Genomic DNA, 24,361 nt, shown 5'->3' with positions numbered 1-24,361 from the left:
GCAGTGGCCATGAAGATCGCCGTGCTGGAAACCGGGCATCCTCCCGGCAATTTATTGGAGCGGTTCGGCCGCTATCCCGCCATGTTCCAGCGCCTGCTTGGCGACGGTTTCGAGATCGAGAGTTACGACGTCGCGTCCGGCGAGTTGCCCGCCCAATCGAACGGTCATGACGCGGTGCTGATCACCGGTTCGCCGGCAGGCGTCTACGACCCCCTGCCATGGATCGCGCCGCTTGAAGACTTCATCCGCGGGTCGAGCGATCGCAAGATGGTCGGCATCTGCTTCGGTCACCAGATCATGGGACAGGCGCTTGGCGGCGAGGTGGTGAAGTCGGATAAGGGCTGGGGGACCGGCCTGCAGCGCTATCGGGTCGTTCACGAAGAACACTGGCTGGACTCGGTCAGAGAAATCGCCGTCCCGGCTTCGCATCAGGATCAGGTCGTCACTCAGCCGCCGAATACCGAAGTCGTCGCGACGTCGGACTTCACCCCTTTTGCTGCTCTGTCCTGGACCGACCGTCGCGCCATCTCTTTCCAGTTTCATCCGGAATTCTGCCCCGACTTCGCGCGGGCGCTGATCGAACGCCGCCGCGACGTCCTGCCCGATCCAGACGGCGCCATCGCCTCGCTCGACGCGCCGAACGACAGCGCCCGCGTGGCGGGTTGGATACGGCGCTTTCTCACGGCATAGGCGGCGCAAATCCGAACGGAGACTGACCGATGAAGACCCGCGCCGCCGTCGCCTTTGCCGCCAAGCAGCCGCTCGAGATTGTCGAGGTGGACTTGGAAGGCCCGAAGGCGGGCGAAGTGCTGGTCGAGATCATGGCGACGGGTATCTGCCACACCGATGCCTACACGCTGGACGGGCTCGACAGCGAAGGGTTGTTCCCCTCGATCCTCGGTCACGAAGGCGCGGGCATCGTCCGCGAGGTCGGGCCGGGCGTCACCAGCGTGAAGCCGGGCGACCACGTCATTCCGCTGTACACGCCCGAGTGCCGCCAGTGTAAATCGTGCCTCAGCGGCAAGACGAACCTGTGCACCGCGATCCGCGCCACACAGGGCAAGGGCCTGATGCCCGACGGCACCAGCCGCTTCAGCTACAAGGGCGAGACCATCTTCCACTACATGGGCTGCTCGACCTTCTCGAACTTCACCGTGTTGCCCGAAATCGCCGTCGCCAAGATCCGCGAGGACGCGCCGTTCGAGACGAGCTGCTACATTGGCTGCGGCGTCACCACCGGCGTTGGCGCGGTGACCAAGACCGCCAAGGTGCAGGCGGGCGACAATGTCGTCGTGTTCGGCCTAGGTGGGATCGGCCTCAACGTGATCCAGGGCGCGAAGCTGGTCGGCGCGAACCGGATCGTCGGCGTCGACATCAATCCGGCGCGCGAGGAATGGGGCCGCAAGTTCGGCATGACCGACTTCCTCAATAGCAAGGGGATGAGCCGCGAGGACATTGTCGCGAAGATCGTCGAGCTGACCGATGGCGGCGCCGACTACACCTTCGACGCGACGGGCAACACCGAGGTGATGCGAACCGCGCTGGAATGCTGTCACCGCGGCTGGGGCACCTCGATCATCATCGGCGTCGCCGAAGCCGGCAAGGAAATCGCCACCCGCCCCTTCCAGCTGGTCACCGGCCGCAACTGGCGCGGCACCGCGTTCGGTGGCGCCAAGGGCCGTACCGACGTGCCGAAGATCGTCGACTGGTACATGGACGGCAAGATCGCGATCGACCCGATGATCACGCACACGCTTAAGCTGGAAGACATCAACAAGGGCTTCGACCTGATGCACGCGGGCGAGAGCATTCGGGCGGTGGTTGTTTACTAAGGAGGCGAAGCAATGTTCAGTCACGTGATGGTCGGCTCGAACGACACCGATCGCTCGAAGAAATTCTACGATGCGCTGTTCGAGAAGCAGGGCGGGACAGACGACAAGGGCCGCACTGCCTGGCGGAACAAGGGCTCGGTCTTCATGATCTCCAAGCCGATCAACGGCGAGCCGGCGTGCCATGCCAACGGCGGCACCATCGGTTTTAATTTCGACACGCCCGAAGAAGTCGACGCCTGGCACAGGCGCGGTCTGGAGGCCGGCGGCACCGCCTGCGAGGACCCGCCCGGCTATCGCGAGAATGCATTCGGCAAGCTGTACCTTGCCTATCTGCGCGATCCCGACGGCAACAAGCTTTGCGGGCTGCATCGCCCCCAGCAATGAGCTTGAAAATCGTCAGCGAGGCGCGGTCGCATGGCGGGCGGCAACTTGTCGTCCGCCACGCTTCATCGGCGACATCGACCGACATGACCTTTTCCATCTTTCTTCCGCCGCAGGCGGAGGAAGGGCGGAAGCTGCCGGTCGTATGGTATCTCTCGGGCCTCACCTGCACGCACGCGAACGTCACGGAAAAGGGCGAGTATCGCGCGGCCTGCGCCGAGCATCGTCTGATCTTCGTCGCGCCCGACACCAGCCCGCGCGGCGAAGGCGTGCCGACCGCGCCGGAGGGACAATGGGATTTCGGGCTCGGCGCAGGCTTCTACGTCGATGCGATGGAGCAGCCTTGGGCGGCTAACTACCGCATGTGGAGCTACGTCACCGACGAGCTTCCCGAGCTGGTGGCTGCTGAGTTTCCCGTGGACATGGATCGGCAGGCGATCACGGGTCATTCGATGGGCGGCCATGGCGCACTGACTGTCGCGCTCAACTTCCCCGAGCGCTTCCGTAGCGTCTCGGCCTTTGCGCCGATCGTCGCGCCGAGCCAGGTGCCCTGGGGACAGAAAGCGCTCACCGGGTATCTCGGCAGCGACCGCTCCACCTGGCGGAAACATGACGCTGCCGCGTTGATCGAAGCCGGGGCGTCGGTCGACGAAATCCTCGTCGATGTCGGCGACAAGGACCCGTTCATCGAAAAGGAATTGCGGCCCGAGCTGCTTGAGCGTGCCTGTGCCGATGCGGGCATAGAACTGAATCTGCGGATCCAGCCGGGGTACGACCACTCTTATTATTTCATCTCGACGTTCATGGCGGACCATCTCGCCTGGCACGCGGAGAGACTGAGCAGGGGATAGAGCATGACAGCCAGCCGTCGCGAGTTCGTTCAACTGGCGGCGGCGATGGGCGCCGCACTCGCATGGGGCGGGCCGGCACAGGCATCGCGGACCAAGTGGCGCGAGGTGGGCGAGCTTTTCCCTGAGGGTGTTGCGTCAGGCGATCCCGACGACAGCAGCGTGATCCTGTGGACCCGCCGCCCTTACAGCGGCGGACGACGGCTACTGACGGTCGAAGTCGCCGAGGATGAAGCGTTTCGCCATGTCGTCGCAACCGCGCGTGCGCCGGTGTCTGCGGCCTCCGACTGGACCACGCGGGTGCTCGTCGGGCAGCTCAAGCCCGCGCGCACCTACTGGTACCGCTTCACCGATTCCGCGGGCAACGGCAGCCGCATCGGCCGCACGCGAACCGCCCCGCGACCCGACGATCCGCGCCCGGTCAAATTCGCGTTCGTCAGCTGCTCGGGTATCAACGAAGGCAAGCTCAACGGCTACCGCCGGATGATCTTCGAGGACGAACAGGCGCGGCCGGAGGAGCAGCTCGATTTCGTCCTGCACCTCGGCGACTTCATCTATGAGGTCGTGCAATATCCGGAAGACGGCAAGCCGCGGTACGACCGCAAGGTCTATGAGGTCGCGCGCATCCCGGATGCGCTGAAGGTCTCGATCTTTCACATCCCGACGACGGTCGAAGGCTATCGCGCTGTGTGGAAAGGCCACCTTGCCGATCCCGACCTGCAGGACGCGCGCGCCCGCTGGCCGTTCGTGTGCACATGGGACAATCACGAATTCTCATGGCAGGGCTATCAGAGCGTCCTGAAGAATCCGAAATTCGAGCAGCCCGGACAGACCATCAAAGTCGCGGCCAACCAGGCCTGGTTCGAGTTCATCCCGGCGCGGGTGCGCGCGCCGAGCGGGACCTTCGATGAGTTCGGCTCCGTTCCCGTGAAGAACGTCCAAATCGAGAAGTTCGACGATGGCGGCCTGGGCCTGGAGCCGAACAATATCGCCGCGATCAACAGCCTCAAGATCTACCGGGCGCTGCGCTACGGCCGTCACCTCGACGTGCTCCTGACCGACGAGCGCAGCTATCGCGGCCCGAACCCGTTCGAGGAATCGGCGACCGACAAGCTGGCCGACTGGTCGGATTATGGGATGTTTCCCGACGACGTACTGCAGATGCTCGACGGCGGCCGCGCCTTCAATAGCGGCAATCCGCCGGCCGAGCTGGAATTCAACGGGACGAAGGTTGAAAATCCCGCCAAGGATAACCCACCGCAGACCATCCTCGGGGCGACGCAGAAGGCCTGGTTCAAGGACCGTCTGCGTAACTCCGGCGCGACCTGGAAGATCTGGGCCAGCTCGCAATGCACGCTCGAGCAGCGCGCCGATCCGGAGAATTTCCCGGCCGGACTGACAAAGCAGAAATGGCCGCGCGGGCGGTTCGCCAACGTGCAGGGCGGGGACTTCGGCAGCGCCTGGGTCGAGCGCGGCGAAATCTACGATCTGGTCCGCGACGCAAAGATCACCGGCTTCGCCATCGTCGCCGGCGACCTCCACAGCTTCTGGGCCGGCTACGCATCCGCCCAACTGCCGCCCGGCAAGTTTCAGCCCGTCGGACTTAGCTTCACGGGCGGGTCCATGACCAGCGTCGGCGCGGCCGAGGCGCACGAATATACGATCAAGAAGGACGACAAGTTCAGGCCGCTGTTCCTGGCCGACCGGTCGGGCGCGCCGAAGCCCGAGCACACCTACAACATGATGCTGCGGCACGGCGTCCGCTCATGTTTCGAATATGCCAAGTCCTTCGACAAGGCGAAGGCGCTGGCCCTGTCCAACCCGGATGTGGCGCCGCACCTGAAGTTCGTGGATATTGGCGGCCATGGCTATGCGACGGTTCGGGTCACCAGCGAAGAAATGCGGACGGAGTTCGTCTGCATCCCGCGCCCGGTCGACCGGAGCGAACGCCCGGATGGCGGGCCGCTCCGCTACCGCATCGCGCACACCGCGAAACTGTGGAGACCCGGCGAACCGCCGAAGCTTGTCCAGCAGGTGCTCGAAGGCGATCCCGGCCTGTCGATCTAGGATTTGCTCATGACCTGGTACTGGCAGGCGCTGTGCGTCGCGACGGCGCTCGCCTGCGGGCTGCTGATCGGAATCGAACGCGGCTTCGATCTTCGCGACCTGAAGCCTGGCACACGCGTCGCGGGAGTGCGCACCTTCTCCATGATCGGCCTGGCCTCGGGGGCCGCCGGGCTGATGGGTCAGCTCGGTCAGCAATTTGCGGCGGGCGCGCTTGTCGCCGGCTGTGTTGCGGTGCTCGCCATCGGCTACGCCAATCGCCCCGGCGTCGAGCAGACGCCCGATGCAACGACCCCAATGGCCGCACTGTCGACGGTCGGTCTCGGCTTCCTCGCCGGCTTTGGTGAGCCCGGCTTCGGCATTGCAGGCGCGGCGGTCGTCACGCTCCTGCTCGCGCTCAAGGCCGAGCTTCACGGCTTTGTCGACAAGCTCGATGAGGACGACGTTAAGGCTCTGGCCCGCTACGCGGTCATCGCCGGGGCCGTTCTGCCGTTCCTGCCCAATGGTGCCTATGGTCCACTCGGCGCCTGGAACCCGCAGAAGCTGTGGCTGGTGGTCGTGCTGGTCACCGGCTTTTCGTTCCTCGGATACGTCGCCAACCGCATCTTCGGCGAGCGGCACGGGACCATCGCCACCGCGCTGATCGGCGGCGCCTACAGCTCGACGGCCGTCACGCAGTCGCTCTCGCAGCGTCTCGGCAGCGACAAGCAGGGCGGCGCCGAAAACGCCGGCATCGCGCTGGCTACCGCGGTCATGTACCTGCGCGTCTTGCTGCTGATTGGCATCCTGGCGACGCGCGTGCTGGTCCCCTTTGCCATCATTCTTGCGCCGGCCATCCTCGTCGCTTGGGGTAGCGGTTTCTGGCTTTATCGCCGCGCGCCCAAGAGCGACGCGCCGACGGCGCCGGGCAACCCCATCGCGATCCTCCCCGCGTTCGGATTCGTCATTTTCGTTGCCTTTGCCGCCGTCGCCGCAAAGTGGGCCGCGGGACGGTTTGGCGAGCAGGGCATTGCCGTGCTGCTGCTGATCGTCGGGTCGACCGATGTCGACACTGCCATCATCACGCTGGGCGGACTTCACGCGGAAGCGATCTCGTCGCTGCTAGCCGCAATGGCCATCGCGGGGACGATCATCGCCAATATGACGGTGAAGATCGGCATCACGCTCGCCTATGCCGGGCGACGGGGATTGCCGTCGGTCATTGCCATGGGTGCCAGCGTCCTTGCGCTCGCCATCATGATTGGACTGGCCGCGCTGAGACTGTGACTATTTCGGTTCGACGATCAGATACTGAACGGTGGTCGGACCGACGTTGAGAACTTCGTGCCAGGCGATGCCGTCGCTGGTGAAACTGGTTCCCGCCTTCAGGTCGACCGTCCGCGTTCCCTTGGCGTCGGTGATCTGCATTTTGCCGCCCTGAAGGGCATAGCCGAAGTGCCGTGCGTGGAAATGCCGCTCATGCCCCGCGCCGGGCGGAAAGGTGCAGCGCAACACCCGCAGATGCGCGTCGTCCCGCAGCTTTTCGCAGACCGGCTGGCCATGCCAGCCTGCCGCGAGTGGATCGGGAAGAGCGTTCGCAGTGACCGCGGCGGCAATCAGCAAGGGGATCATCGGCGTCGCCTATCTCGCGCTGTCATAGGCAACAAGCCGGGGTCGCTTTTTGAGCTTGGGCGCAACATCTGCAATGTCATCTCGTTCGATCGAACAACAGCAGGAGGCAAGTCATGTGTGACGAGTTCATCCACCCTGGGCTCATTGACGATGCCCGCATCACACGCCGCACGTTCGGGCTCATCGCCGTCGCGGCAGCGGGCGCCGCGCAGGCAACGGCGCCGAAGGTGGAGGTCGACGAAAAGGATGTGCTGATCAAGACGCCGGACGGGACCGCCGACGCGGCGCTGTTCACGCCGGCCAAGGCCGGCACGTATCCGGCCGTGCTGATGTGGCCGGACATCATGGGACTTCGCCCCGCCTTCCGCGACATGGGCCGCCGCCTCGCCGGCGAAGGTTATGTCGTGCTCGTGCCCAACCCCTTCTACCGCTCGAAGAAAGCTCCGGTGCTGGACGGCCCGATCAACTTCAGTGACCCGAAAACGCGCGAGATTCTGACCGGCTATCGCAAGGCGATCACCAGCGTTCCCAACGATGCCAAGGCGTTTCTCGCTTTCCTCGACACGCAACCGAAGACCAACAAGCGGCGCAAGGCGGGCGTTCAGGGATATTGCATGAGCGGCCCGTTCGCGATCCAGACCGCGGCCACGCTGTCCGACCGGATCGGCGCGGTGGCGACGTTCCATGGCGGCGGCATGGCGACGAAAGACCCGGACAGCCCGCACCTGCTCATCCCCAAGACGAAAGCGCGCTTCCTGATCGTTCAGGCGCAGAATGACGACGCCAAGGACCCCGAAACCAAGGTGCTGCTCAAGGAAGCGTTCGCCGCGGCGAAGCGTCCCGCGACGGTCGAGGTCTATCCTGCCGATCATGGTTGGACGGTACCCGGCAGCCAGGTCTACGACGCCGCGCAGGCAGAACGCGCCTGGAGCGCCCTGCTGCAATTGTATCGGGTAGCGCTCACCTAGCGGAAGCTGGTGACGCGGGCAGTGCACTGCTAACCGCTCTCACCTGTTTTCCCTGTTGTCAGGGAATTTACAGGGAAAATAAGCTTTCTAAGCGGCCCTTCGAGGCGCTCAATCCTCGATAATCCGCTGTTTCCAGCCAATCTTACGGCGAAATTCGCTGCGCGAAGAACAGGGAATTCGGAATCGCGGAACAGGGAAGTTTCAGGAGGAAAACAGGCAACGAACAAGTTGCAAGCAGGGATAACCGGGTCGGTTAGTTCTGGCGCCGCTGCTTACCAGCGTCGGCGCGTCTCGAACTCTTCCTCGTCACGTAGTTCCGCCACGAGCATGAGGAGCGAGAAGCCGTCTCTTTGCCCAAGTACCTGCTCAGTCAGTGCTTCCACAGTCCGGTCGTCGGGTTCACGCACCCATAGCCCTGGATCGCATTCTTCTACGTTTGAGACCTGACCGGGCTGAAAAGGTGTTCCCGCTAGCGATCCTGAAGGAATCGGTTGCCCTCCCCAAACCGCCAAGGACGGGAAGTTTGCGTCATTTCGGTATGCGCGGAGAACACAACCGTTGCGGATGACCGCGATCGCAACGGCTTCTCGCGTGTGATCTGCGTAGGCCCGCGCCATCGCGTCCTTGCTCACATCGAAGAGCCTGGCGAGCCGAACGACATCAGTCACGTCGGGGCGTCGGATGGCTTTCAATTCGGCGCGAAGCACGGGTGGTGGAATCAGCAGCATCGCCGCGAACCGATTGGCTTCGGCTTCCATTCGGCGCCGCCGATCCTGCTCCTTTAAGTCGTGGATGCTTAAATGCTCGCTAGAGCAAAGCGATCGCTCGCCGGGGCGCGGAAGATGCGACGGAATCAGGAAATGGCCGAGCTCGTGGGCGATTGAGAAGCGCCGCCGCTGACGCGACCGCTCGCTGGCAACCAGAATCGCCCCGGCTGACTTGCATTCGTCGGTGATCAGGGCCGCTTCAAACCCATCGGTGTCGAGCTCCCCGATGCTGGTGATGTCGAACTGCCGACACAGCTGCTCGACCGGAACTGGGATGGCCAGCGCGGGCTCAAGTTGAAGAATTCGGGTAACGATCGCCGCCGGTGAGCCAGCCCCGTCGAGATCGAGCCGGCTGATCGTCAAGTCTGATCGTTCCTGCGCCTCTTGAGTTCGTCCATCAGAACCCGGATCGTCTGCCGGTCGCCCTCGCCGAGCTGCTTCAGGTCGCGGAACATGGCCACCATTTCTGGTGCTTCCGTATCTGCCGCAGGATTCTCGCCAACGAGATCGGCGACTCGCACTCGAAACAGATCGGCAAGCTTCACGACCAGGTCGATCGAGGGCTTCTCCGAAAGCCCCTTTTCGAGATTCCAGACGTGCGCTTTGGAGATGCCGACCGCGTTGGCCACGTCCTGAAGCGAGAGCCGATTGCGCATGCGCAAGTCGTGCAACTGACGCGCGAAGCTCATGGTCCCTCGTTCACTGAATTGGACGACATCATACATCGAAGATTGACGACGTCCAGCGTTCAATGTATTGAACGAAGTTGTTTAGTGGGTGGAGGGAAGCAATGTCCGTTGCGTCAATCGTCGAGCGTCCAATTACAAGCCTGCGCCCGTATGAGCGCAACGCGCGGACACACTCGAAGAAGCAAATCCAGCAAATCACGGCGTCGATCACCAAGTTTGGGTTCACCAACCCGGTGCTAATCGCAGACGACGGCGAGATCATCGCCGGACACGGTCGCGTTGAGGCGGCCAAGCAGCTCGGCTGGACCGCCGTTCCGACCCTGGCGCTATCGCACCTCTCCGAGACTGAGCGCCGCGCCTACGTCCTCGCCGACAACAAGCTGGCGCTGAATGCCGGTTGGGACAAAGAGACGCTCGCTATCGAGCTGCAGGGGCTAATCGAGCTTGATTTCGAGGTCGAGCTGACGGGCTTCAGCCTCGCCGAGGTCGACCTCGTTCTCGACGAAGCGAGCGATGCGGATCCCGACGGTTCCGATGCGCCAGAAGATATCGTTCCGGTGCAGTCGGGACCGCCAATCACTCGACAAGGCGACCTATGGGCCCTTGGGCGCCACCGCCTCCTTTGTGGCGACACGCGAAGTGCAGCTGATCTTGATCGGCTCATGGATGGGGCCAGTGCCGATCTCGTTTTCACTGACCCACCGTACAATGTTGCGATCGACGGCAATGTCTGCGGACTAGGCGCAATCAAGCATCGCGAGTTCGCATTCGCCTCCGGCGAGATGAGCAAGGCGCAGTTCACCGACTTTCTCGCCGGAACGCTGAGCAATTTAAGCCGGGTGATGCGCGAGGGCGCAATTGCCTTTGTTTGCATGGACTGGCGCCACATGGGCGAGCTGCTCGCCGCCGGCCAGAGCGCCTTCACGGAGCTCAAGAATCTCTGCATTTGGAACAAGACGAATGGCGGTATGGGCGCCTTCTACAGATCCAAACACGAGTTGGTGTTCGTGTTTAAGCAGGGGACCGCGCCGCACACCAACAGCTTCGGTCTTGGCGAGACCGGACGCTATCGGACCAACGTCTGGGACTATGCCGGCATCAGCTCCATGGGTGCCGCTCGCGCCGACGAACTCGCGATGCATCCAACCGTGAAGCCAGTTGCGTTGATAGCCGATGCAATTCGGGACTGCTCGCGGCGTGGCGAGATCGTGCTCGACGGCTTCGGCGGATCGGGGTCGACGCTGATCGCGGCGGAGAAAACTGGGCGATCCGCGCGGCTCATCGAATATGATCCGCGCTACTGCGACACGATCATTCGCCGCTGGGAAGCCTTGACCGGGAAGAAGGCGAGGCTCGCCGAATTCGGTCGGTTCTTCGATGATGTCGCCGACGATCGTCTCGGCCTCGGTCTTGATGATGAGGCAGCCTGATGAGCGACATGTCCGGCAAGTTCGATGTTGGTTACGGCAAGCCGCCGCAGCAGCACCGGTTTCAGAAGGGCCGGTCGGGTAACCCCAACGGGCGGCCTCGCGGCGCCAAGAACAAACCCAAGCCCTTCGATCCCGCCCTTCAGCCCACCGACGGACTGATCCTCGAGGAGGCGTACCGGCCGGTCTCCATCCGCGAAGGAGAAAAGGTCATTGAGCTGCCCGCGATCCAGGCCGCGGTTCGGGCGCTGGCCATTTCCGCCATGAAAGGAAGCCGCTTGTCGCAACGGGCACTTTCCGAGCTGGTTCTCCAGGTCGAGAATCGCAAGGCCAGCGAGCGGTTGACGATGATGGAGAACGCGCTCGAATATAAGCAGAAGTGGACCGCCGAGCTCGATCGTCGTCGCCGCATGGGCTCGAACGAGCCCGACCCTATCCCGCACCCCGATGACATCCTCATCAACATGTACACCGGTCATGTCCACACCGCCGGACCCATTGATGAGCGCGAGAAACGCGACTGGGACAAGCGCCTGGCGCGGCGGGCCGAAGCCCAGGACGAGGTCAACGCCTTCGCGGACAGTTATCGCAAGGCGCAATCGGCTAAATCGAAAGAGATGTGGCTGGCAGAGTGGCACTTCGAGCAGCGCATTTTCGATATTATCAACGACAGCCTGCCGGACCGCTATAAATCGAAGCTCGAAAACCGGTCGTATCGGGAAGGCGCATCCGTCGAAGGCAAGACGCTCGAGGAATTTAGGCGGAGCATGAAAGAGCGATCGTCGTGACCCCCGTAAGCGAACGTCCGCAAAGCGCCCATCCCGGTCGCTGAAGCTCGCGTAAGCTGCGCTCTGAAGCGGACGGCGGCGGTGTCTACTTGCCTGGCCAAACATTGAGATCAATTCACTCGGCTCCAGTCGGAAAGGCGTTAGGAGTGTCGAGCAAAACGGGAGATATCTTCATGCTGCGGGTGTTAGCGGTAGCGTTGTTACTCGGTTCGGTTGCTCCCACGTCCGCGTCCGAGCACCAGTATAGAGTTGTTGCGGAGTTGCCTGCGGGTGACGGCGGTTGGGATCTACTCAGCGTCGACCCGGCCAACCAGCAACTTTATATCGCGCATGGCGATGGTGTCACCGCGATCAACCTTGCGAGCGGCAAGGTTACTGACAAGATCGTCAGCGGCCAACGCGTGCATGCTGCGCTGGCAATCCCGGGCACGCGCGACGTGATCTCGACTAATGGCCAGACCAACAATGCTACTTTGTTCGACGGGGAGACCGGCCGCGTACTCGCGACGCTTCCAACAGGAACCAAGCCTGACGCCGCGACCTACGATCCTGCAACTCGAACCGTCTGGATCATGAACCCCGGCAGTGGCGATATCTCGGTAGTCGATCCGGCAGCGGCCAAAGTACTCGCCACCGTCCCCGTCGGCGGTTCGCTTGAGCTTGGCGTCGCCGATGGTCGGGGACGGCTGTACGTCAACATTGAAGACAAGAATGAGGTCGTGGTCATTGATACGAGAGCGCGAAAGGTGCTCACACGATTTCCGCTTGAAGGATGCGAAGGGCCAACGGGGATTGCCTACGATCCTGGTTTGCGAGAGATCGTCTCTGCCTGCGGCGAAAATGCCGTTGCGATAGTGTCAGGCCCCGACGGGCGCCAGATCGCGCGCGTCCCTGTCGGCAAGGGGGCAGATGGGGCTGCGGTCGATGCGACCCGTCATTTGGCGCTCGTTCCCGGAGGCCGTGATGGCAATCTCACGATTATTCGCCTCGGCACTAAGCCGGCGGTTGTTGGTCAGATACCCACTGCGGTCAGCGCGAGAACCATAGCGCTAGACCCTCGTACGGGCCGCGCTTACCTGCCATCAGCGAAACTCGCGCCGGCAGCGGGCAAAGAGCGTCCGAAGCCTGTTCCAGGCAGCTTCCGCGTGCTGGTGGTTGCGCCTTAAAAGTTCAGACCAAGGGCGGCATAAAAGCGATAGCTCACTTCATGGTCGGCCCAGGTCGGACCACCTGAGAAGAGCAGGTTGGCATGTTTGGATAGCTGGAGGATCGAGCCAACGCCTACTCGCGTTTGGCTAGTCGCGCCGCGGACTTCAGCTCCTTGCCGAGTGATTTCAGCACCAATCGACAGTTTCCTCGTAAGATCCTGGGTTGCTGCAAGCCCAGCTTGCCAGAAATCCCGGTTTCCAGTGCCGGGATTGCTCGTGAAACCGCCGCCGCCGAACAGGCTAGTTCCTCCTGCAAAATCCTTCCCGACCCACAGCGGCACCAGGAAACGCGCTTTTTCATTGGGGCTGTGTGATGCTGTAGGCAGGATCACGCGCGGAAAGATGGCCGCTGAAACGCCATTCTCCTCGTCATGATAAAAGCGGTACTTGACCCCAAGCTCAACATCGCCGCTTCCGCTACGCCAACCCTCCTCGGGCGCGTGGCTAAAACTCGTCGGAAGTGTCGCGGTCAGTTGGATGCCCGCTATAGGTCCGTAGTTGAGATCAAGACCGGCATCTTCGTCAATCGTCGATCCGCGTCCTTCTCCGGCCGCGAAAACATAGATTTCCCAATGCCCTGTGTCCGTCGGCACAGGGTCGTCGGTTAGGTAAGGCGGACCTGCAAGTGCGGCAGTCGCAAGGCATGCCGAAGCAACCGCAACGGCGAGACGGAAAAGTGTCATGCTTGAGCTTTGGCTTGTCCTGGATGACCGCCCGCGCGCTGCGGAAGCACGACAATCAAGATGATGATGAGCACGGCAAGCACAGCGGATGCGATTGGTCGACTGAGTTCCAGGCCGCCTTTAGCTAATGGCTTGTCCAGGAAATCGCCTACGGTTGCCCCAAGTGGGCGCGTGAGGATGAAGGCTGCCCAGAACAGGAAGACTCGCGATACGCTCGTCGCGAAATACAAAATCGCAAGCGCAGCTAACCCTGCTCCAAACACCAGCGCACCGCCCGAGTAGCCTAACCCCGCATCAGCGACCCAATCACCAAGTGCCGTTCCCAGCGTCTGGGAAAAAGTGATGGTGATCCAGTAGAAGATTTCCTGCCGCGGTGTGGTGATTGTGTTCACATCGACCGTGCCTAGCGTCCGATGCCAGGCGAAGAGCGAGCCAAGTACACATGCAAAGAGCAGCAGCGATCCACCGAGGTATCCGATACCGAGCGACCTGTCAGCGAAATCCGCAAGCGTCGTACCCAAGGTCGTGGAGGCAACGATTGTGGCCCAATAGAGCCATGGATTGAACTTGCGAGCTCGGATCTGCGCCCAGATGAAACCAATGAGCATAACCCCGAAGATCGCCGTTCCGATCAGATACCCGCCGGGTACGGGATGAGGCGTGGTTTCACCCAGCCACGTCATGGTGACCGTGTCCCCGCCAGTCTCGCCGAGCGTGGTCGCAAGGATCTTGATGATCCAGAACCCCAGCGTAACGGCCGGGACCTTTGTCAGAATGTGCTTCTGTTCTTGCGTCATGATGCCTCTCTAAGCGCTCTTCATCTGCCGGCGCTCCGTTGATTATTCCCAATGTTGGCGAGCGCAGGCTAGTCGCCCGTCGGCGGCTCCCCTGCGGACGGCCAGCAAGACGAGGCAGTTCCACCGTGGCGGAAAAGCCGGGCTTCTCGTTGCGCAGGACGAGCCTGCCCTTGTGAAGCTTCGCGACGGCATCGGCGAGACTGAGACCCAATCCATAGCCGGGCGTGCTGCGATTGCTCTCGACTCTTGCGAAGCGCTTGGTGATGCGCGGCAGGTCACCGGTTGGCACGCCTGGACCATTGTCGCGGACGGACAGGCACGCGGACCTCCCTGCCACCACAAGCGTCAAGCGAATGATTGATCCATCCGGGGTGTGCCGCTGAGCATTCTCAAGCAGGTTGATGAAGGCTTGCGCCAAGAGCTCACGATCGCCGGTGACCTTGATGTCCGGTTCGACGGACCACAGGAGTGTGCGGTTCTGCTCCTCGACCGATGGAGCAAAGCTCTCCGCTAGTTCGGTTGCAAGGGCTGATAGATCGACGCTTCTGAAGAAACGACGAGTCTCGCCGGCCTCCACTTCAGCGATGCGAAGGATAGCGGCGAAGAGCGACAGGACATCGTCTACCTGGCTGATTGCCTCTTCAACTGCCGCTGATGCATCGCCGCTGACGCCCCGTTCCAGGCGATTGCGCAGCCTAGCCAAAGGGGTCCGCAAATCGTGTGCAATGTCACTGGAGACCTGCCGGAGGTTATCGAGAAGTCCTTCAATCCGGTCGAGCATCCGATTGAGTGTCGCAGCCAATTCGTCAAATTCGTCGCGATTGGCTCCAACAGGCATTCTCTTTCGAATGTCTCCGCCGATGATGGCCTGAGCTGAGTGGCTGATGGAATAGAGGCGCCGCCGTAGATAGCTCCCAAGAAACACGGAGCCAGCGAAACCCAGGAGGCAGGCTCCGATGAAGGCGATGCTGAAGATGATGATGATGATGCGCTCGATGGTTTCCAGCCAGTCGCTGTCCACGGCCACGACAAGTCGTTCGCTCGGAGAGAGGTCGACTACCATGGCGCGAGCCTTGTCCGGTCCTTCGGAATCATCTCGAAAGGCTATCTGTTGAAGCCCTAAGGAGGGGCGGCCCGCCGGAAATGAGCCGTGGATGCGTCGTCCATCGGGCGCATAGACGCCATACATCATGTGCGTGGGAGACGAGGAGGCCTCGCGCACAATGATGGCTTCAGCGAGCTCACCGTCACCTCCGCTGTGGTATTCGTCGACGAGGGTCTGAGCCTCATCGCTAACCATCGAATCCAGCTGGCGCGTGAAGGCGATGTGCATCACGACGAAGACAATTACGCCAAGCACTGCGAGGCCGGCCGCATATGCGCCGAAGTTCAGGAAGGCGATCTTGTAAGCTGCGCTCGATCGCCACTTACGCATCGGTTGCCATCCGGTAACCGACGCCCCGGATGGTCTCGATCACGTCGGGCTTGCCGCCCTCGTTGAGCTTCGACCTTAGTCGGCTGATGTGGGTGTCGACGATATTGGTCTGCGGGTCGAAATGGTAGTTCCAGACGCGTTCGAGGAGCATGGTTCTCGTAACGACCTTGCCTTCCTCACGCATCAGTTCCTCGAGTATCCTGAATTCGCGTGGCTGAAGCGCAAGAGCGGCTCCATCCCTTGAGACCTGCCGTTTCAGCAGGTCCACGACGACTCCACGGTGCTCAAGCTTTGTTGTCTCCGAGAGTAGGGGCTTGCGACGCGCTAGAGCATTGACGCGAGCAGCGAGCTCCGAGAAGGCAAAGGGCTTCACCAGATAGTCGTCGGCTCCTGCCTCCAGACCGCCCACCCGGTCCTCGATACGACCGAGAGCCGTCAGGATGAGCATTGGCATTTCAATGCCGGCCGCTCGGGCTCGTCTCACAATTGAAAGGCCGTCGAGCCGCGGAAGCATTCGATCCAAGATTGCAAGGTCGAGCTGCTCCGCGGTGATTAGATGCATCGCATCGAGCCCGTCCGCGGCAAGTATGACGTTATGGCCGAGTTCGCCCAGCCCCCGCTGGATGAACTCGGCCGTGTCGGTGTCATCTTCTGCGACAAGAATGCGCACCTGTCAGCGTGACCCCGCTAGTCGTGATCCACCTTGCCCTCGGACTTGTTCTCCACGACCTTCCCGGTCTGCCCGTCAATGCCGATTTCCTGAATATGACCCTTCTGCTGGATGTCGAACGACCAGCGCCATCCATGGCCTTCATATTCGTATTCGGCGTCCTTGATCTTCCCAGGAGCGAGTTTCAGCGCAAGAGCTTCTGCGCTGGCTTTCGAGATCTTTGGTGTCGGAGCCTTGGCAGCGATTGCAGTACCGCTGAGACTGAGGCCTGCGACGATGGCAACCAGCGTGAACTTTTTGAACATTGCACTTCCTAACTTCTGTTCTGGGGAGGTTGGATATCTAGACCAGTCAACGTTGGTTAGGCCTTACGAGAGCTATACAAATCCCCAACCTTGCTCGGGCCATTGCATGACGTCAGGTTCGCGGCTTCATTCAGGTCTATGACGCCAATTAACACCCTTCAGCGAGGACAAGCTCTGCTCGCGATCCTTCGCGAGCGGTCGACGATGCTGTTTCGCTCGGAAACAAAACTGCTCATCTTGCTCGCGTTGGTTGCGGTCGGGCTTCTCGCATTTCTGCAGATTGCCACTGAAGTGCGCGAAGGCGAGACGCTGACGATGGATCGAGCCATTTTGCTATGGCTTCGGAGCCCGGGACAGCCCGGCACTCCAATCGGTCCACAGTGGCTTCTGAAAGCAATGACCGAGATCACCGCGCTTGGCGGTGGGACGGTACTAACACTCCTAACTGTTCTAGTTGGCGCCTATCTCTTGGCAGCTAGGCGCCCGGGCACGGCTGCGTTTGTCGTCGTAGCAGTTGCAGGCGGCGCAATCCTAAGCACCTTTCTCAAGCACATCTTCGAGCGGCCCAGGCCCGAGCTTGTTGCGCACCTGGTCAGCGTCAACTCAGCGAGCTTTCCAAGCGGGCACGCGATGAACTCGGCAGTGACCTACCTGACGCTCGGCACCTTGCTCGCCGAAGCAGAGGACAGCCGCCGGGTGCGATACTATTTGATCGGAACGGCTATCTTTCTGTCCATCCTCGTAGGGGTGTCCAGGATCTATCTAGGCGTCCATTGGCCCACTGATGTCGCGGCTGGCTGGTGCATCGGCAGCGTTTGGGCTCTGGTCTGTTCGGTATCCGCACACTTCCTTTCAAGAAGGCATACTCTCGATATAAGTCGGAGCGGCGACTGACACATCGTGAATGCCCGAACACCTGAACGACACTCAGGTTTTCGAATCGCACGACTCGGAGAAAAGGAGTCGCTTTCGTTTGGCTGAGCCCGTCCGGTAACGGCCCCTTCCGCCGCGAAGCCGACGGTCAGCTAACGGCCATTCCGACCGATCTGCGGGCGCTGAATCCTGGCATCAGCTACGAACATACCGACCCACGGCAGCCTCCCCGCCATTGCGCAGACCAAAGATGCACCGCACACAACAACGGTGAAGAAGCAGCCAACAACTGAAGAAATCCTCGCGCGTTTGGATGCCTACTCACGGCGTCTCCATGGAAGCGTCGAACAAGCGACGTCGCTCCACGCCGTTTTTTGGAGGCTGAACAAGGCCGCCCTTAAGGCGAGGAAGCGCGACAAGCTTTGGGGTCCGCTGGCCGGAACATTCAACATCATCCAACACGCGCTGCTTCGCGAACTCATCCTTATAATTGTGCGGGTGTTGGACAAACCGCGCAATTTAGAAACATCGGACAAGATTTCATTTGTCGTGATTGGCCGGTGGCTTGAACGAGACGAAGTTCCCCAGAGCCTCATCGAGCATGCGCGCAAGCGACACGGCGAAAGGTGGGCTCTACGGAGTGCTGCGATCGCCCGGCACGCTATACGAAGGCTGAAGCAGCGTCTCCACAACCTCGAAACGGAAAATCCGAACCGCGAGCGGTTGTTGCGAAATTTCCGAGATGATTTCCTGGCCCATGAGCTGCACCGAGACATCCCGCGTGACGGCCCGCTGTTTGGAAACATCATGGACATGGTCAAGGAGATCCAGGGTCTCTCCAAAGACGCGCTTGCTGCGTGCACCGGCGCCGAGCTTGATTTCGATCATGTCGCTGCCGAGGCAAAGGATGGGGCGGAGCAACTTTGGAGGGCAATTGTTGAGCGGCGGTTTAGGTGGCATCCAAAGCGAGGCGTAGAGGATATTTAAGGCCGGCGTATTTGGCTCATGACTGACGATTATGTCCTCAGCCTGATCGACCGCGCAGCGTCAGGCCGCGCTTTCACGGGCGGTCAGTGTTTTGCTTGTGGTGGGGAACCAACGGCTGGCCAAGGCGAGCACGTCATCCCCCGATGGACGCAGCGGCGTTTCGACCTGTTCAATCAGACCCTGACGTTGGTCAACGGAAGCCGAATACCATATCGCCAGCTCACAATTCCCTGTTGCGAGAGTTGTAACAACGGGTTCCTGCGCGACATCGAAAATGCGGTCATCGCGTTTTTGGAGAGTCCAGAATTCAGTGATCCCGGTCCACGGGTCACTTTGGGTAGATGGCTTTGCAAGATCTTCATTGGCTTGCTGGTCAAAGAAACCACCCTTCTTGTGGACCGGCGGGATCCATCGAAGGGCTCAATCCTATCTCAGGACTTCGTAGAAGAGTTCAGGCACGCACAGCTCATCCTGCAGAGTGCGAGGAAACGAACAATATTTCACTCGCTGCACGGCCCCCATCCGTTCACGCTTTATATGTATCGGATCGAACCGGACGACGATTTTGGCGAGTTCGATCTCTCCACAAATCTCGTGGGTCAATCGATCGCCGTTCGCCTCGGCCCCGTCGGCGTTGTGTTCGTGAACGACGGCGGGCTGCAATATGAAGCGGGTCGGAAAGGACCGCTCGACCTGGACGGAAGGCGGTTGCACCCGGTGCAGTTCTCAGAAGTGGTAGCTCGGGTGCATTACAAGGCAGCCCTCCGATATGCGACGCACTCCTACACGTCGTTCGAGACGCCGAATGAAATCGTGGTCGATCAGGTTTCGGTCCGACCCTTCTCGAATGTGCGGCTGGAGGGTGGCGCCATGCAGATCTTCCAGCCTTGGGATGACATCGAATGTGCCCACATGATTGAGCGATACAGGCCCTTTCAGGGACCCCCGGTCTACGATCCGTCGACCGGCAGGTTCACGACAACGCTGAGCAACAACCGAGGGGGAATCCAATCGCCTAAACGTTTCTTGCGCCGGAGCAGTTAGGAAGCGGTCGTAGCCGCACGTCAACGCTTCTCTCGACGAAGGGTATCCAGCCGGCGACCCACCTAAAGCTGGCGTGCGGGCTTCGGCCAAATGACGCCGGCGCCCATACGAGATGAGCGCCGGCCGGTAGTCACACCTCAGTTGCCTCAGCCAACGTGAGAGCGTCTTCAACCTCTACTCCCAGGTACCTGACAGTGGTCTCGATCTTCGAGTGCCCGAGCAGGATCTGCACTGCTCGCAGATTGCCGGTCTGCTTGTAGATAAGGGCAGCCTTGGTGCGTCGGAGGGAGTGAGTTCCGTAGTCCTCCTTCCGAAGCCCGATACCGCTGACCCATTCTTCGACCAGCCTCGAGTATTGTCGAGTGCTGAGATGGTCGAGGCGATCAACGCGGCTCGGGAAGGCGTAGTTTTCCAACGAGCCGCCACGACGTTCCAGCCATGCGAGCAAGCTTGTACGGGCGGGTTCGAGCAGCTCGAACTGCACCGGCCGTTTAGTCTTCTGCTGGATGACCATCGCGCGATTTCGAACGCGACCACCTGATACGAGATCACCGATGCGGACCTTCACCAGATCGCAGCCGCGAAGTTTGCTATCGATCGCGAGATCGAACAGTGCTCGATCTCGCAGCCGATGCTCCCGATCGAGCATGAAGCGGATCTCCCAAATCTCCTTGGGTTTGAGCGGTCGCTTAGCCCCGAGCTTCTTTCCCGCATTCCAGGCAGGACTTTGCTCAACAGGGTCATATGACGAGTGTCCCATCGTCGTTCTCCGTTGGCCGGGATTGGCCTGCGGAAGAACGAATCCGCTCTGGGGGCTTTTGGCCGTCAGCAGCTCGTCCGCTTCTCGTTGGCAGCACGAAAAAAGCTGTCGCCAATTCATGCTTGAGATGGATGGCGTAAAGGCGCCCATCGCAGTCATTGTCGCCGCGATCCGCCAGAACCCGTAAGTGGACGGTTCTTCAACCAGTCGGTTAATGGTAGCTTTCGACCCATTTTCTGCCATTCGGCGATTAGCGACGGGTCGACTGACTCTAAAATCCTCACTCTAACTTCGATTATGTAACCCGAACGCGTTCAGTGAACGTCAATTCATGCGTCGCTAGTAGGCCGTCTCGATGCCGACTCTGATCGTCCGTGGACGAGGCGGGGTGGCTTGCCTTCCCGCGGTCGGTCCAAAAGGGTTGCCAAGCGCGAACCGGTTTGCCTTGACGTCGGTGATGTTCGTGATCCCGACCGTCAACTGGATCCTTTTCCAGGAAAGGCGTGTTTCGACGGAACCGTCGAAATAATTGCCTTGCAGTAGATCGAGCGCCGGGCCCACGCCGAGTTGCGACTTTCCAACGTAACGGCCCGACACGCGCACCGCCAGTTCAAGCGACGGCGTCAACGTCTTTTGCCATTCGACACCGCCGGCCACGCCGGCCTTGGCGATGTTCGGCAGATCCTCGACATCGTCCCGTTCGAAGCGGGCGGCGGGCGAGACCAGATTGCTCTTGTTGAGAAATATTGCAGCATTCGTCGATAGATGGCCGGAGGGCCGCCAGCGCGCCGAAACTTCAAACCCGTAGATGCGTCCATAACCGATGTTGGTCGTCGATGGGAGGCTCGCCGGCTCGATCAGGTCGGCTTGGATATTCTTCCAGCGCGCCAATGAGATCGTCGCGGCTCCGGTCAATTTCGAGCTCGGCGACCGGCCAAATCGCACGCCTGCTTCGATCGTCCGGATGCGGTCCGAGCGAAATCTCTCGACCGTCGGACTGGTCAGGGATTGCCCGATACTCAGACCACCCGCCCGGAATCCCTCCTGGTATCGCGTAAACATGAGGAAGCCGGGGGCCGGCCGCCACGCGACGGCGACCGTCGGCAGCGCACGAAGTTCGTCGCGATCCGGCTCGAATTCACCGGGTCCCGACGCGATGAGCGGCTGCCCGGAAAGATGGAAGAAGGTCAGCCGTCCTCCGATAGTGCCGGTAAGATTTCGCGCGAGGGGAACGGATAGTTCACCGAAGGCTGCGGCTTCGAGCGTGGCATTGCGGACTCCGGCGAGCAAGTCCAACTGGCCCGGCATGCCCATTGATCGTTTTACCCGGTCGAGATCGCTTACGAAGGCGATGCCGGCCACCCAGCCATCGTCACCTTCTTTTGAGGAGACGCGCGTTTCATGCGTAAACAGACGTATGGCGTCGCGCTCAGCGAAAGCGACTGGCCGTGACGAGCCTGTCGGGGTCGCATCGTAACGCGCGCTCACCTCGTGGCGAACGAGCCCGGTCGCCGACAGCAGCTCGAGATTGTGCCCGGATTTGCGGACCGTCGCGTGCCAGAGCTGGTAATCATTGTCGAACGGCTGCGCGATTGCGCTGCGGCGCGAGAGAACGGGTCCGTCAAGGTCCGTATATTGGCTGTCGCGCGTGGCGATCGACTGGAAAACCGCACCGAGATCGATCGTCCAGTCGGCGCCGGGGCGGATGCGCAGACTCGCCCTGCCCCCGCTGACACGCATCCGGTTGACGTTTGCAAGTCCGCGCTGGAGATCGTTGACATATCCTCCTTCGACATCCCGGTAGCCGACGATCCGAAGGCCGATCCGATCGGTCACGATCGGCAGGTTGAGCATCCCGGCAAGGTCGTAGCTCGGCGCACCGCGGCGTGTTTCCGAAAGGCCGGACGCGACCGTCGCCGCCACCCGATCGAGTTGGGGCGGATTGGGGATCAGGCGCAGGACCCCACCGAGTGTCCCCGCACCATAGAGCGTCCCCTGAGGTCCTTCGATCACCTCGACCCGCGAGATATCGTAAAGGCTGAGGTCCGGATCGGGCGCATTATAGTTGAGCCGGATGTCGCCGAGATATTGCCCCACCGTCGCCTGGGTCGGCCCGGTGAAACTGCTGTCCGCGACGCCCCGAATGAATAGCTTGTTGCGCCCGCGACCGAGCTGGGTCGAAGCGAGCATCGGCAGGCTTGCCAGCAGGATGGCGCTTCCCGACGCGCCGGTGACGGGCTGGACCGATTGCTGGAGATCGACGACGTTGACGGTCGCCGGATATCGATCGAGCGGAACCGATCTCTTGCTCCCCGTCACGATGATCGCTGGCGCCGGGCCGGGCTCGGGGCGCTGGGGCGGCGACGGCGCGCGCTTTGCGGCGCGCACGATTGGAACACGCACGACCCTGTACGTCACGGCGTCGATCCGAACGAAGCTATAACCGGTTCCCTCGAGCAGCTGCCGAAGTGCGCGCTCCGGATCGTAATTCCCGCGGAGACCGCGAATGCGGACCCCCGCGATGTCGATGCTCGCCGCGCCAACATTGATATTCGCCTGCCGGCCCAACGCGAGCAGCGCGTCGCTGAGCCTTGAAGCCGGAATATTGATCTGAAAACGGACGGCCGCAATTGCCGGCGCGGACGACAGGCTAGCGCTGGTCGCGGCCATGATGCTGAGGGTCGTCGCTATGCGCACGATCGTACGGGCCGAGGAACCATCCCGCTTGGCTACGGCGCACCTTCACGCCGAGCAAGCCGCCGAGGCGAGGAAAGAAAGCGGCTTGGTTGCGATCGATCCGGATGACGCCGGTAAAGCGCTGACCGACGATCTCGGGGGCAATTGTCACGTCGGTGCCAAGACTACGGCCAATATCGGCCGCAACCACGTCCAAGCCCTCCCGGTCGTAGACCAGCTGCCCCTGCCGCCACGCTCCGATGCTGCGCGGCTCGACCGAGCTGAGAATCGCCGGACCCTGGCCTGGCGAAACCGTCAAAACGGCCCCGCGGGTCAGCGTCACATTCTCCTTGTCCGGATTGTAAAGAACCGCTCCCTCCACAACGCCAATCCGCGATCGACCGCGGTCGAGGCGCACGTTGAAGATCGTTCCAACGTCCAGCAACCGCGCCGCGCCGACGTCGACCCTGAAAGGATGGGTCGCATCATGCTTGACGTCAAAGGTCACCTCCCCCTGCGCGACCCGTGCGAGCCGGAAATTCCGCCTATCGAGAAGGACTCGCGTTCCACCGTTGAGGAAGAGCCGTGATCCGTCGGACAGGGCCAGGACGCGTTGCTCGCCCGGCGACGTCTGCACCGTGTCCCAACCTGCCGGTGAGGAAGTGCGGACGCCGAACGACAGGATCAAGAGCAAACTCGCCGCGACAGCACCGAGCCCGCCAATCAGCGGCCATCTTGGCGACCATGTCGATCCATCAGTTTCCCGGTGCGGTCGATCTACACCTACCGGCGCGCGCTGCGATTCTCGCAACTCGGCACCGACCAATTCGGCACGATCAAATTCGAGCCGGTGACTCGGATCGCGCTCGAGCCAGTCCAGGAACGCGTCCCATTCCGCCTCGCCGGCGTCATCCAGCCGGAGATGCCAGGCGATCGCCTCGTCGCGCGCGTTGTCCTCAGACTTTGCCAACGCGGGTCTCCCTTTCGCTTGATGGACGTTGGCGATCGTCCAATTCCGCATCCAGCGTCTCGCGGGCTTCAATCAGCGCGCGATAGGCCCGCTGGAGGTGCTTCTCGACGGCGCTGAGGCTGATCCCGAATTCCTGCGCGATCGCCTTCTGGGGTCGGCCTTCGAGGCGATATTGCCGAATGATCGCGGCGGTTCGCTCGGGGAGCTGGTCGAGAACGGCCCGAACCCGTTGCAGGCGCTCTTTCCCGATCAATATTTGCTCCGCCGAAGGGGCGTCGTCCGCGGCGTTCGAAGCGGCCAAATGGACGGCGAGCCAGGCGCCCTCGCGCCGCTCGCGATAATGCGTCGAGCGGCGGCGATCGAGCGCGAGATTTCGAGCGAGGGTCAGGAGGTAAGGGAGCGGGTCGGCGATCGGCCCCGCTTCCAGCGCACGGAGCTTTATCCAGAGGTCCTGAAGGCAGTCCTCGGCCTCGTTGGGATCGCCGAGGCGTGCGCGAAGGAAGCGCATCACCTTTGCCTGATTAGCCGCGAGGACCTGCTCCAATCCCGATTGCACGATGGCTTGCCTACACCCGAAT

25 protein-coding genes are annotated in these 24,361 nt (G+C 61.6%); 13 read left to right on the top strand and 12 right to left on the bottom strand.

Annotated features, from left to right (window positions below):
- The first annotated feature begins 9 nt into the window (after positions 1-9).
- The 6 genes from QU596_RS10310 to QU596_RS10285 are packed head-to-tail and all read left to right on the top strand — an operon-like array spanning position 10 to position 6,391.
- Positions 10-690 carry a glutamine amidotransferase-related protein gene (locus QU596_RS10310; RefSeq protein WP_308517983.1) on the top strand — a complete coding sequence of 227 codons (681 nt, stop codon included), beginning with the start codon at positions 10-12 and terminating at the stop codon, positions 688-690.
- A gap of 29 nt (positions 691-719) precedes the next feature.
- Entirely contained in the window at positions 720-1,832 is a 1,113-nt protein-coding gene (locus QU596_RS10305) for an S-(hydroxymethyl)glutathione dehydrogenase/class III alcohol dehydrogenase (protein WP_308515427.1), read from the top strand.
- Between the two features lie 12 nt (positions 1,833-1,844).
- Entirely contained in the window at positions 1,845-2,216 is a 372-nt protein-coding gene (locus QU596_RS10300; protein ID WP_308515426.1) for a VOC family protein, read from the top strand.
- Entirely contained in the window at positions 2,213-3,064 is an 852-nt protein-coding gene (gene fghA, locus QU596_RS10295; protein ID WP_420030915.1) for an S-formylglutathione hydrolase, read from the top strand. The genes QU596_RS10300 and fghA overlap by 4 nt, the downstream gene beginning before the upstream one ends.
- A 3-nt stretch (positions 3,065-3,067) precedes the next feature.
- Positions 3,068-5,128: an alkaline phosphatase D family protein gene (locus QU596_RS10290; protein ID WP_308515425.1), complete on the top strand. Its 2,061-nt coding sequence runs from the start codon at positions 3,068-3,070 to the stop codon at positions 5,126-5,128.
- Positions 5,129-5,137: 9 nt separating this feature from the next.
- The gene (locus tag QU596_RS10285) at positions 5,138-6,391 is read left to right on the top strand and encodes an MgtC/SapB family protein (RefSeq protein WP_308515424.1); all 1,254 of its coding nucleotides are present in this window, start codon (positions 5,138-5,140) and stop codon (positions 6,389-6,391) included.
- On the opposite strand, the gene QU596_RS10280 is transcribed toward QU596_RS10285, so the two are convergent.
- Complete coding sequence (locus QU596_RS10280; RefSeq protein ID WP_308515423.1) at positions 6,392-6,736, bottom strand: cupin domain-containing protein; 345 nt, start codon at positions 6,734-6,736, stop codon at positions 6,392-6,394.
- A gap of 113 nt (positions 6,737-6,849) precedes the next feature.
- On the opposite strand from QU596_RS10280, the gene QU596_RS10275 reads away from it, so the two are divergent.
- Positions 6,850-7,704 carry a dienelactone hydrolase family protein gene (locus QU596_RS10275; protein WP_308515422.1) on the top strand — a complete coding sequence of 285 codons (855 nt, stop codon included), beginning with the start codon at positions 6,850-6,852 and terminating at the stop codon, positions 7,702-7,704.
- A 272-nt stretch (positions 7,705-7,976) separates the two neighbouring features.
- Here QU596_RS10275 and QU596_RS10270 read toward each other — a convergent pair whose 3' ends face one another.
- Both QU596_RS10270 and QU596_RS10265 read right to left on the bottom strand, forming a co-directional pair.
- Complete coding sequence (locus QU596_RS10270) at positions 7,977-8,834, bottom strand: ImmA/IrrE family metallo-endopeptidase (RefSeq protein ID WP_308515421.1); 858 nt, start codon at positions 8,832-8,834, stop codon at positions 7,977-7,979.
- The gene (locus tag QU596_RS10265; protein WP_308515420.1) at positions 8,831-9,160 is read right to left on the bottom strand and encodes a helix-turn-helix domain-containing protein; all 330 of its coding nucleotides are present in this window, start codon (positions 9,158-9,160) and stop codon (positions 8,831-8,833) included. The genes QU596_RS10270 and QU596_RS10265 overlap by 4 nt, the downstream gene beginning before the upstream one ends.
- Before the next feature lie 101 nt (positions 9,161-9,261).
- Between QU596_RS10265 and QU596_RS10260 the strand changes: the two genes are divergently transcribed.
- The 3 genes from QU596_RS10260 to QU596_RS10250 all read left to right on the top strand — a co-directional run bounded on the left by QU596_RS10260 (position 9,262) and on the right by QU596_RS10250 (position 12,541).
- Positions 9,262-10,590: a site-specific DNA-methyltransferase gene (locus tag QU596_RS10260; RefSeq protein ID WP_308515419.1), complete on the top strand. Its 1,329-nt coding sequence runs from the start codon at positions 9,262-9,264 to the stop codon at positions 10,588-10,590.
- Positions 10,590-11,375 (top strand): DUF5681 domain-containing protein, encoded by a 786-nt coding sequence (locus tag QU596_RS10255; RefSeq protein ID WP_308515418.1) that lies wholly within the window; start codon positions 10,590-10,592, stop codon positions 11,373-11,375. Before QU596_RS10260 ends, QU596_RS10255 begins: the two co-directional genes overlap by 1 nt.
- A gap of 146 nt (positions 11,376-11,521) precedes the next feature.
- Positions 11,522-12,541: a YncE family protein gene (locus QU596_RS10250; RefSeq protein ID WP_308515417.1), complete on the top strand. Its 1,020-nt coding sequence runs from the start codon at positions 11,522-11,524 to the stop codon at positions 12,539-12,541.
- Here QU596_RS10250 and QU596_RS10245 read toward each other — a convergent pair.
- From QU596_RS10245 to QU596_RS10225, 5 genes are all read right to left on the bottom strand, one after another.
- Complete coding sequence (locus tag QU596_RS10245; RefSeq protein ID WP_308515416.1) at positions 12,538-13,176, bottom strand: transporter; 639 nt, start codon at positions 13,174-13,176, stop codon at positions 12,538-12,540. The two genes, QU596_RS10250 and QU596_RS10245, sit on opposite strands and share 4 nt — an antisense overlap.
- An 86-nt stretch (positions 13,177-13,262) precedes the next feature.
- Positions 13,263-13,949 (bottom strand): COG4705 family protein, encoded by a 687-nt coding sequence (locus tag QU596_RS10240; protein WP_308515415.1) that lies wholly within the window; start codon positions 13,947-13,949, stop codon positions 13,263-13,265.
- Positions 13,933-15,396, bottom strand: coding sequence for a sensor histidine kinase (locus QU596_RS10235; protein ID WP_308517981.1), 1,464 nt, complete (start codon positions 15,394-15,396; stop codon positions 13,933-13,935). Before QU596_RS10235 ends, QU596_RS10240 begins: the two co-directional genes overlap by 17 nt.
- A gap of 94 nt (positions 15,397-15,490) precedes the next feature.
- Entirely contained in the window at positions 15,491-16,168 is a 678-nt protein-coding gene (locus QU596_RS10230) for a response regulator transcription factor (protein ID WP_308515414.1), read from the bottom strand.
- Between the two features lie 17 nt (positions 16,169-16,185).
- Positions 16,186-16,473, bottom strand: a complete 288-nt coding sequence (locus QU596_RS10225; RefSeq protein ID WP_308515413.1) for a PepSY domain-containing protein — start codon at positions 16,471-16,473, stop codon at positions 16,186-16,188.
- 204 nt (positions 16,474-16,677) lie between these two features.
- Between QU596_RS10225 and QU596_RS10220 the strand changes: the two genes are divergently transcribed.
- From QU596_RS10220 to QU596_RS10210, 3 genes are all read left to right on the top strand, one after another.
- Positions 16,678-17,367, top strand: coding sequence for a phosphatase PAP2 family protein (locus tag QU596_RS10220; RefSeq protein ID WP_308515412.1), 690 nt, complete (start codon positions 16,678-16,680; stop codon positions 17,365-17,367).
- A gap of 249 nt (positions 17,368-17,616) precedes the next feature.
- Complete coding sequence (locus QU596_RS10215; RefSeq protein ID WP_308515411.1) at positions 17,617-18,333, top strand: AbiU2 domain-containing protein; 717 nt, start codon at positions 17,617-17,619, stop codon at positions 18,331-18,333.
- 18 nt (positions 18,334-18,351) lie between these two features.
- Positions 18,352-19,377: a hypothetical protein gene (locus QU596_RS10210; protein WP_308515410.1), complete on the top strand. Its 1,026-nt coding sequence runs from the start codon at positions 18,352-18,354 to the stop codon at positions 19,375-19,377.
- Between the two features lie 130 nt (positions 19,378-19,507).
- Here the strand turns inward: QU596_RS10210 and QU596_RS10205 are convergent, their stop codons facing one another.
- From QU596_RS10205 to QU596_RS10190, 4 genes are all read right to left on the bottom strand, one after another.
- Complete coding sequence (locus tag QU596_RS10205) at positions 19,508-20,137, bottom strand: tyrosine-type recombinase/integrase (protein ID WP_308517980.1); 630 nt, start codon at positions 20,135-20,137, stop codon at positions 19,508-19,510.
- A 339-nt stretch (positions 20,138-20,476) separates the two neighbouring features.
- Positions 20,477-22,834, bottom strand: a complete 2,358-nt coding sequence (locus QU596_RS10200; RefSeq protein ID WP_308515409.1) for a TonB-dependent receptor — start codon at positions 22,832-22,834, stop codon at positions 20,477-20,479.
- A complete protein-coding gene (locus QU596_RS10195; protein WP_308515408.1) occupies positions 22,788-23,783 on the bottom strand; it encodes a FecR family protein in 996 nt (331 codons plus the stop codon). The genes QU596_RS10200 and QU596_RS10195 overlap by 47 nt, the downstream gene beginning before the upstream one ends.
- Positions 23,770-24,339 (bottom strand): RNA polymerase sigma factor, encoded by a 570-nt coding sequence (locus QU596_RS10190; RefSeq protein ID WP_308515407.1) that lies wholly within the window; start codon positions 24,337-24,339, stop codon positions 23,770-23,772. Before QU596_RS10190 ends, QU596_RS10195 begins: the two co-directional genes overlap by 14 nt.
- Positions 24,340-24,361: the final 22 nt, after the last annotated feature.

Origin of the sequence: Sphingomonas flavescens (genome assembly GCF_030866745.1) — a bacterium.
Lineage (GTDB): Bacteria > Pseudomonadota > Alphaproteobacteria > Sphingomonadales > Sphingomonadaceae > Sphingomicrobium > Sphingomicrobium flavescens.
Note: the sequence above shows the minus strand (reverse complement) of the source record. Positions and strands in the feature narration are given on the sequence as shown.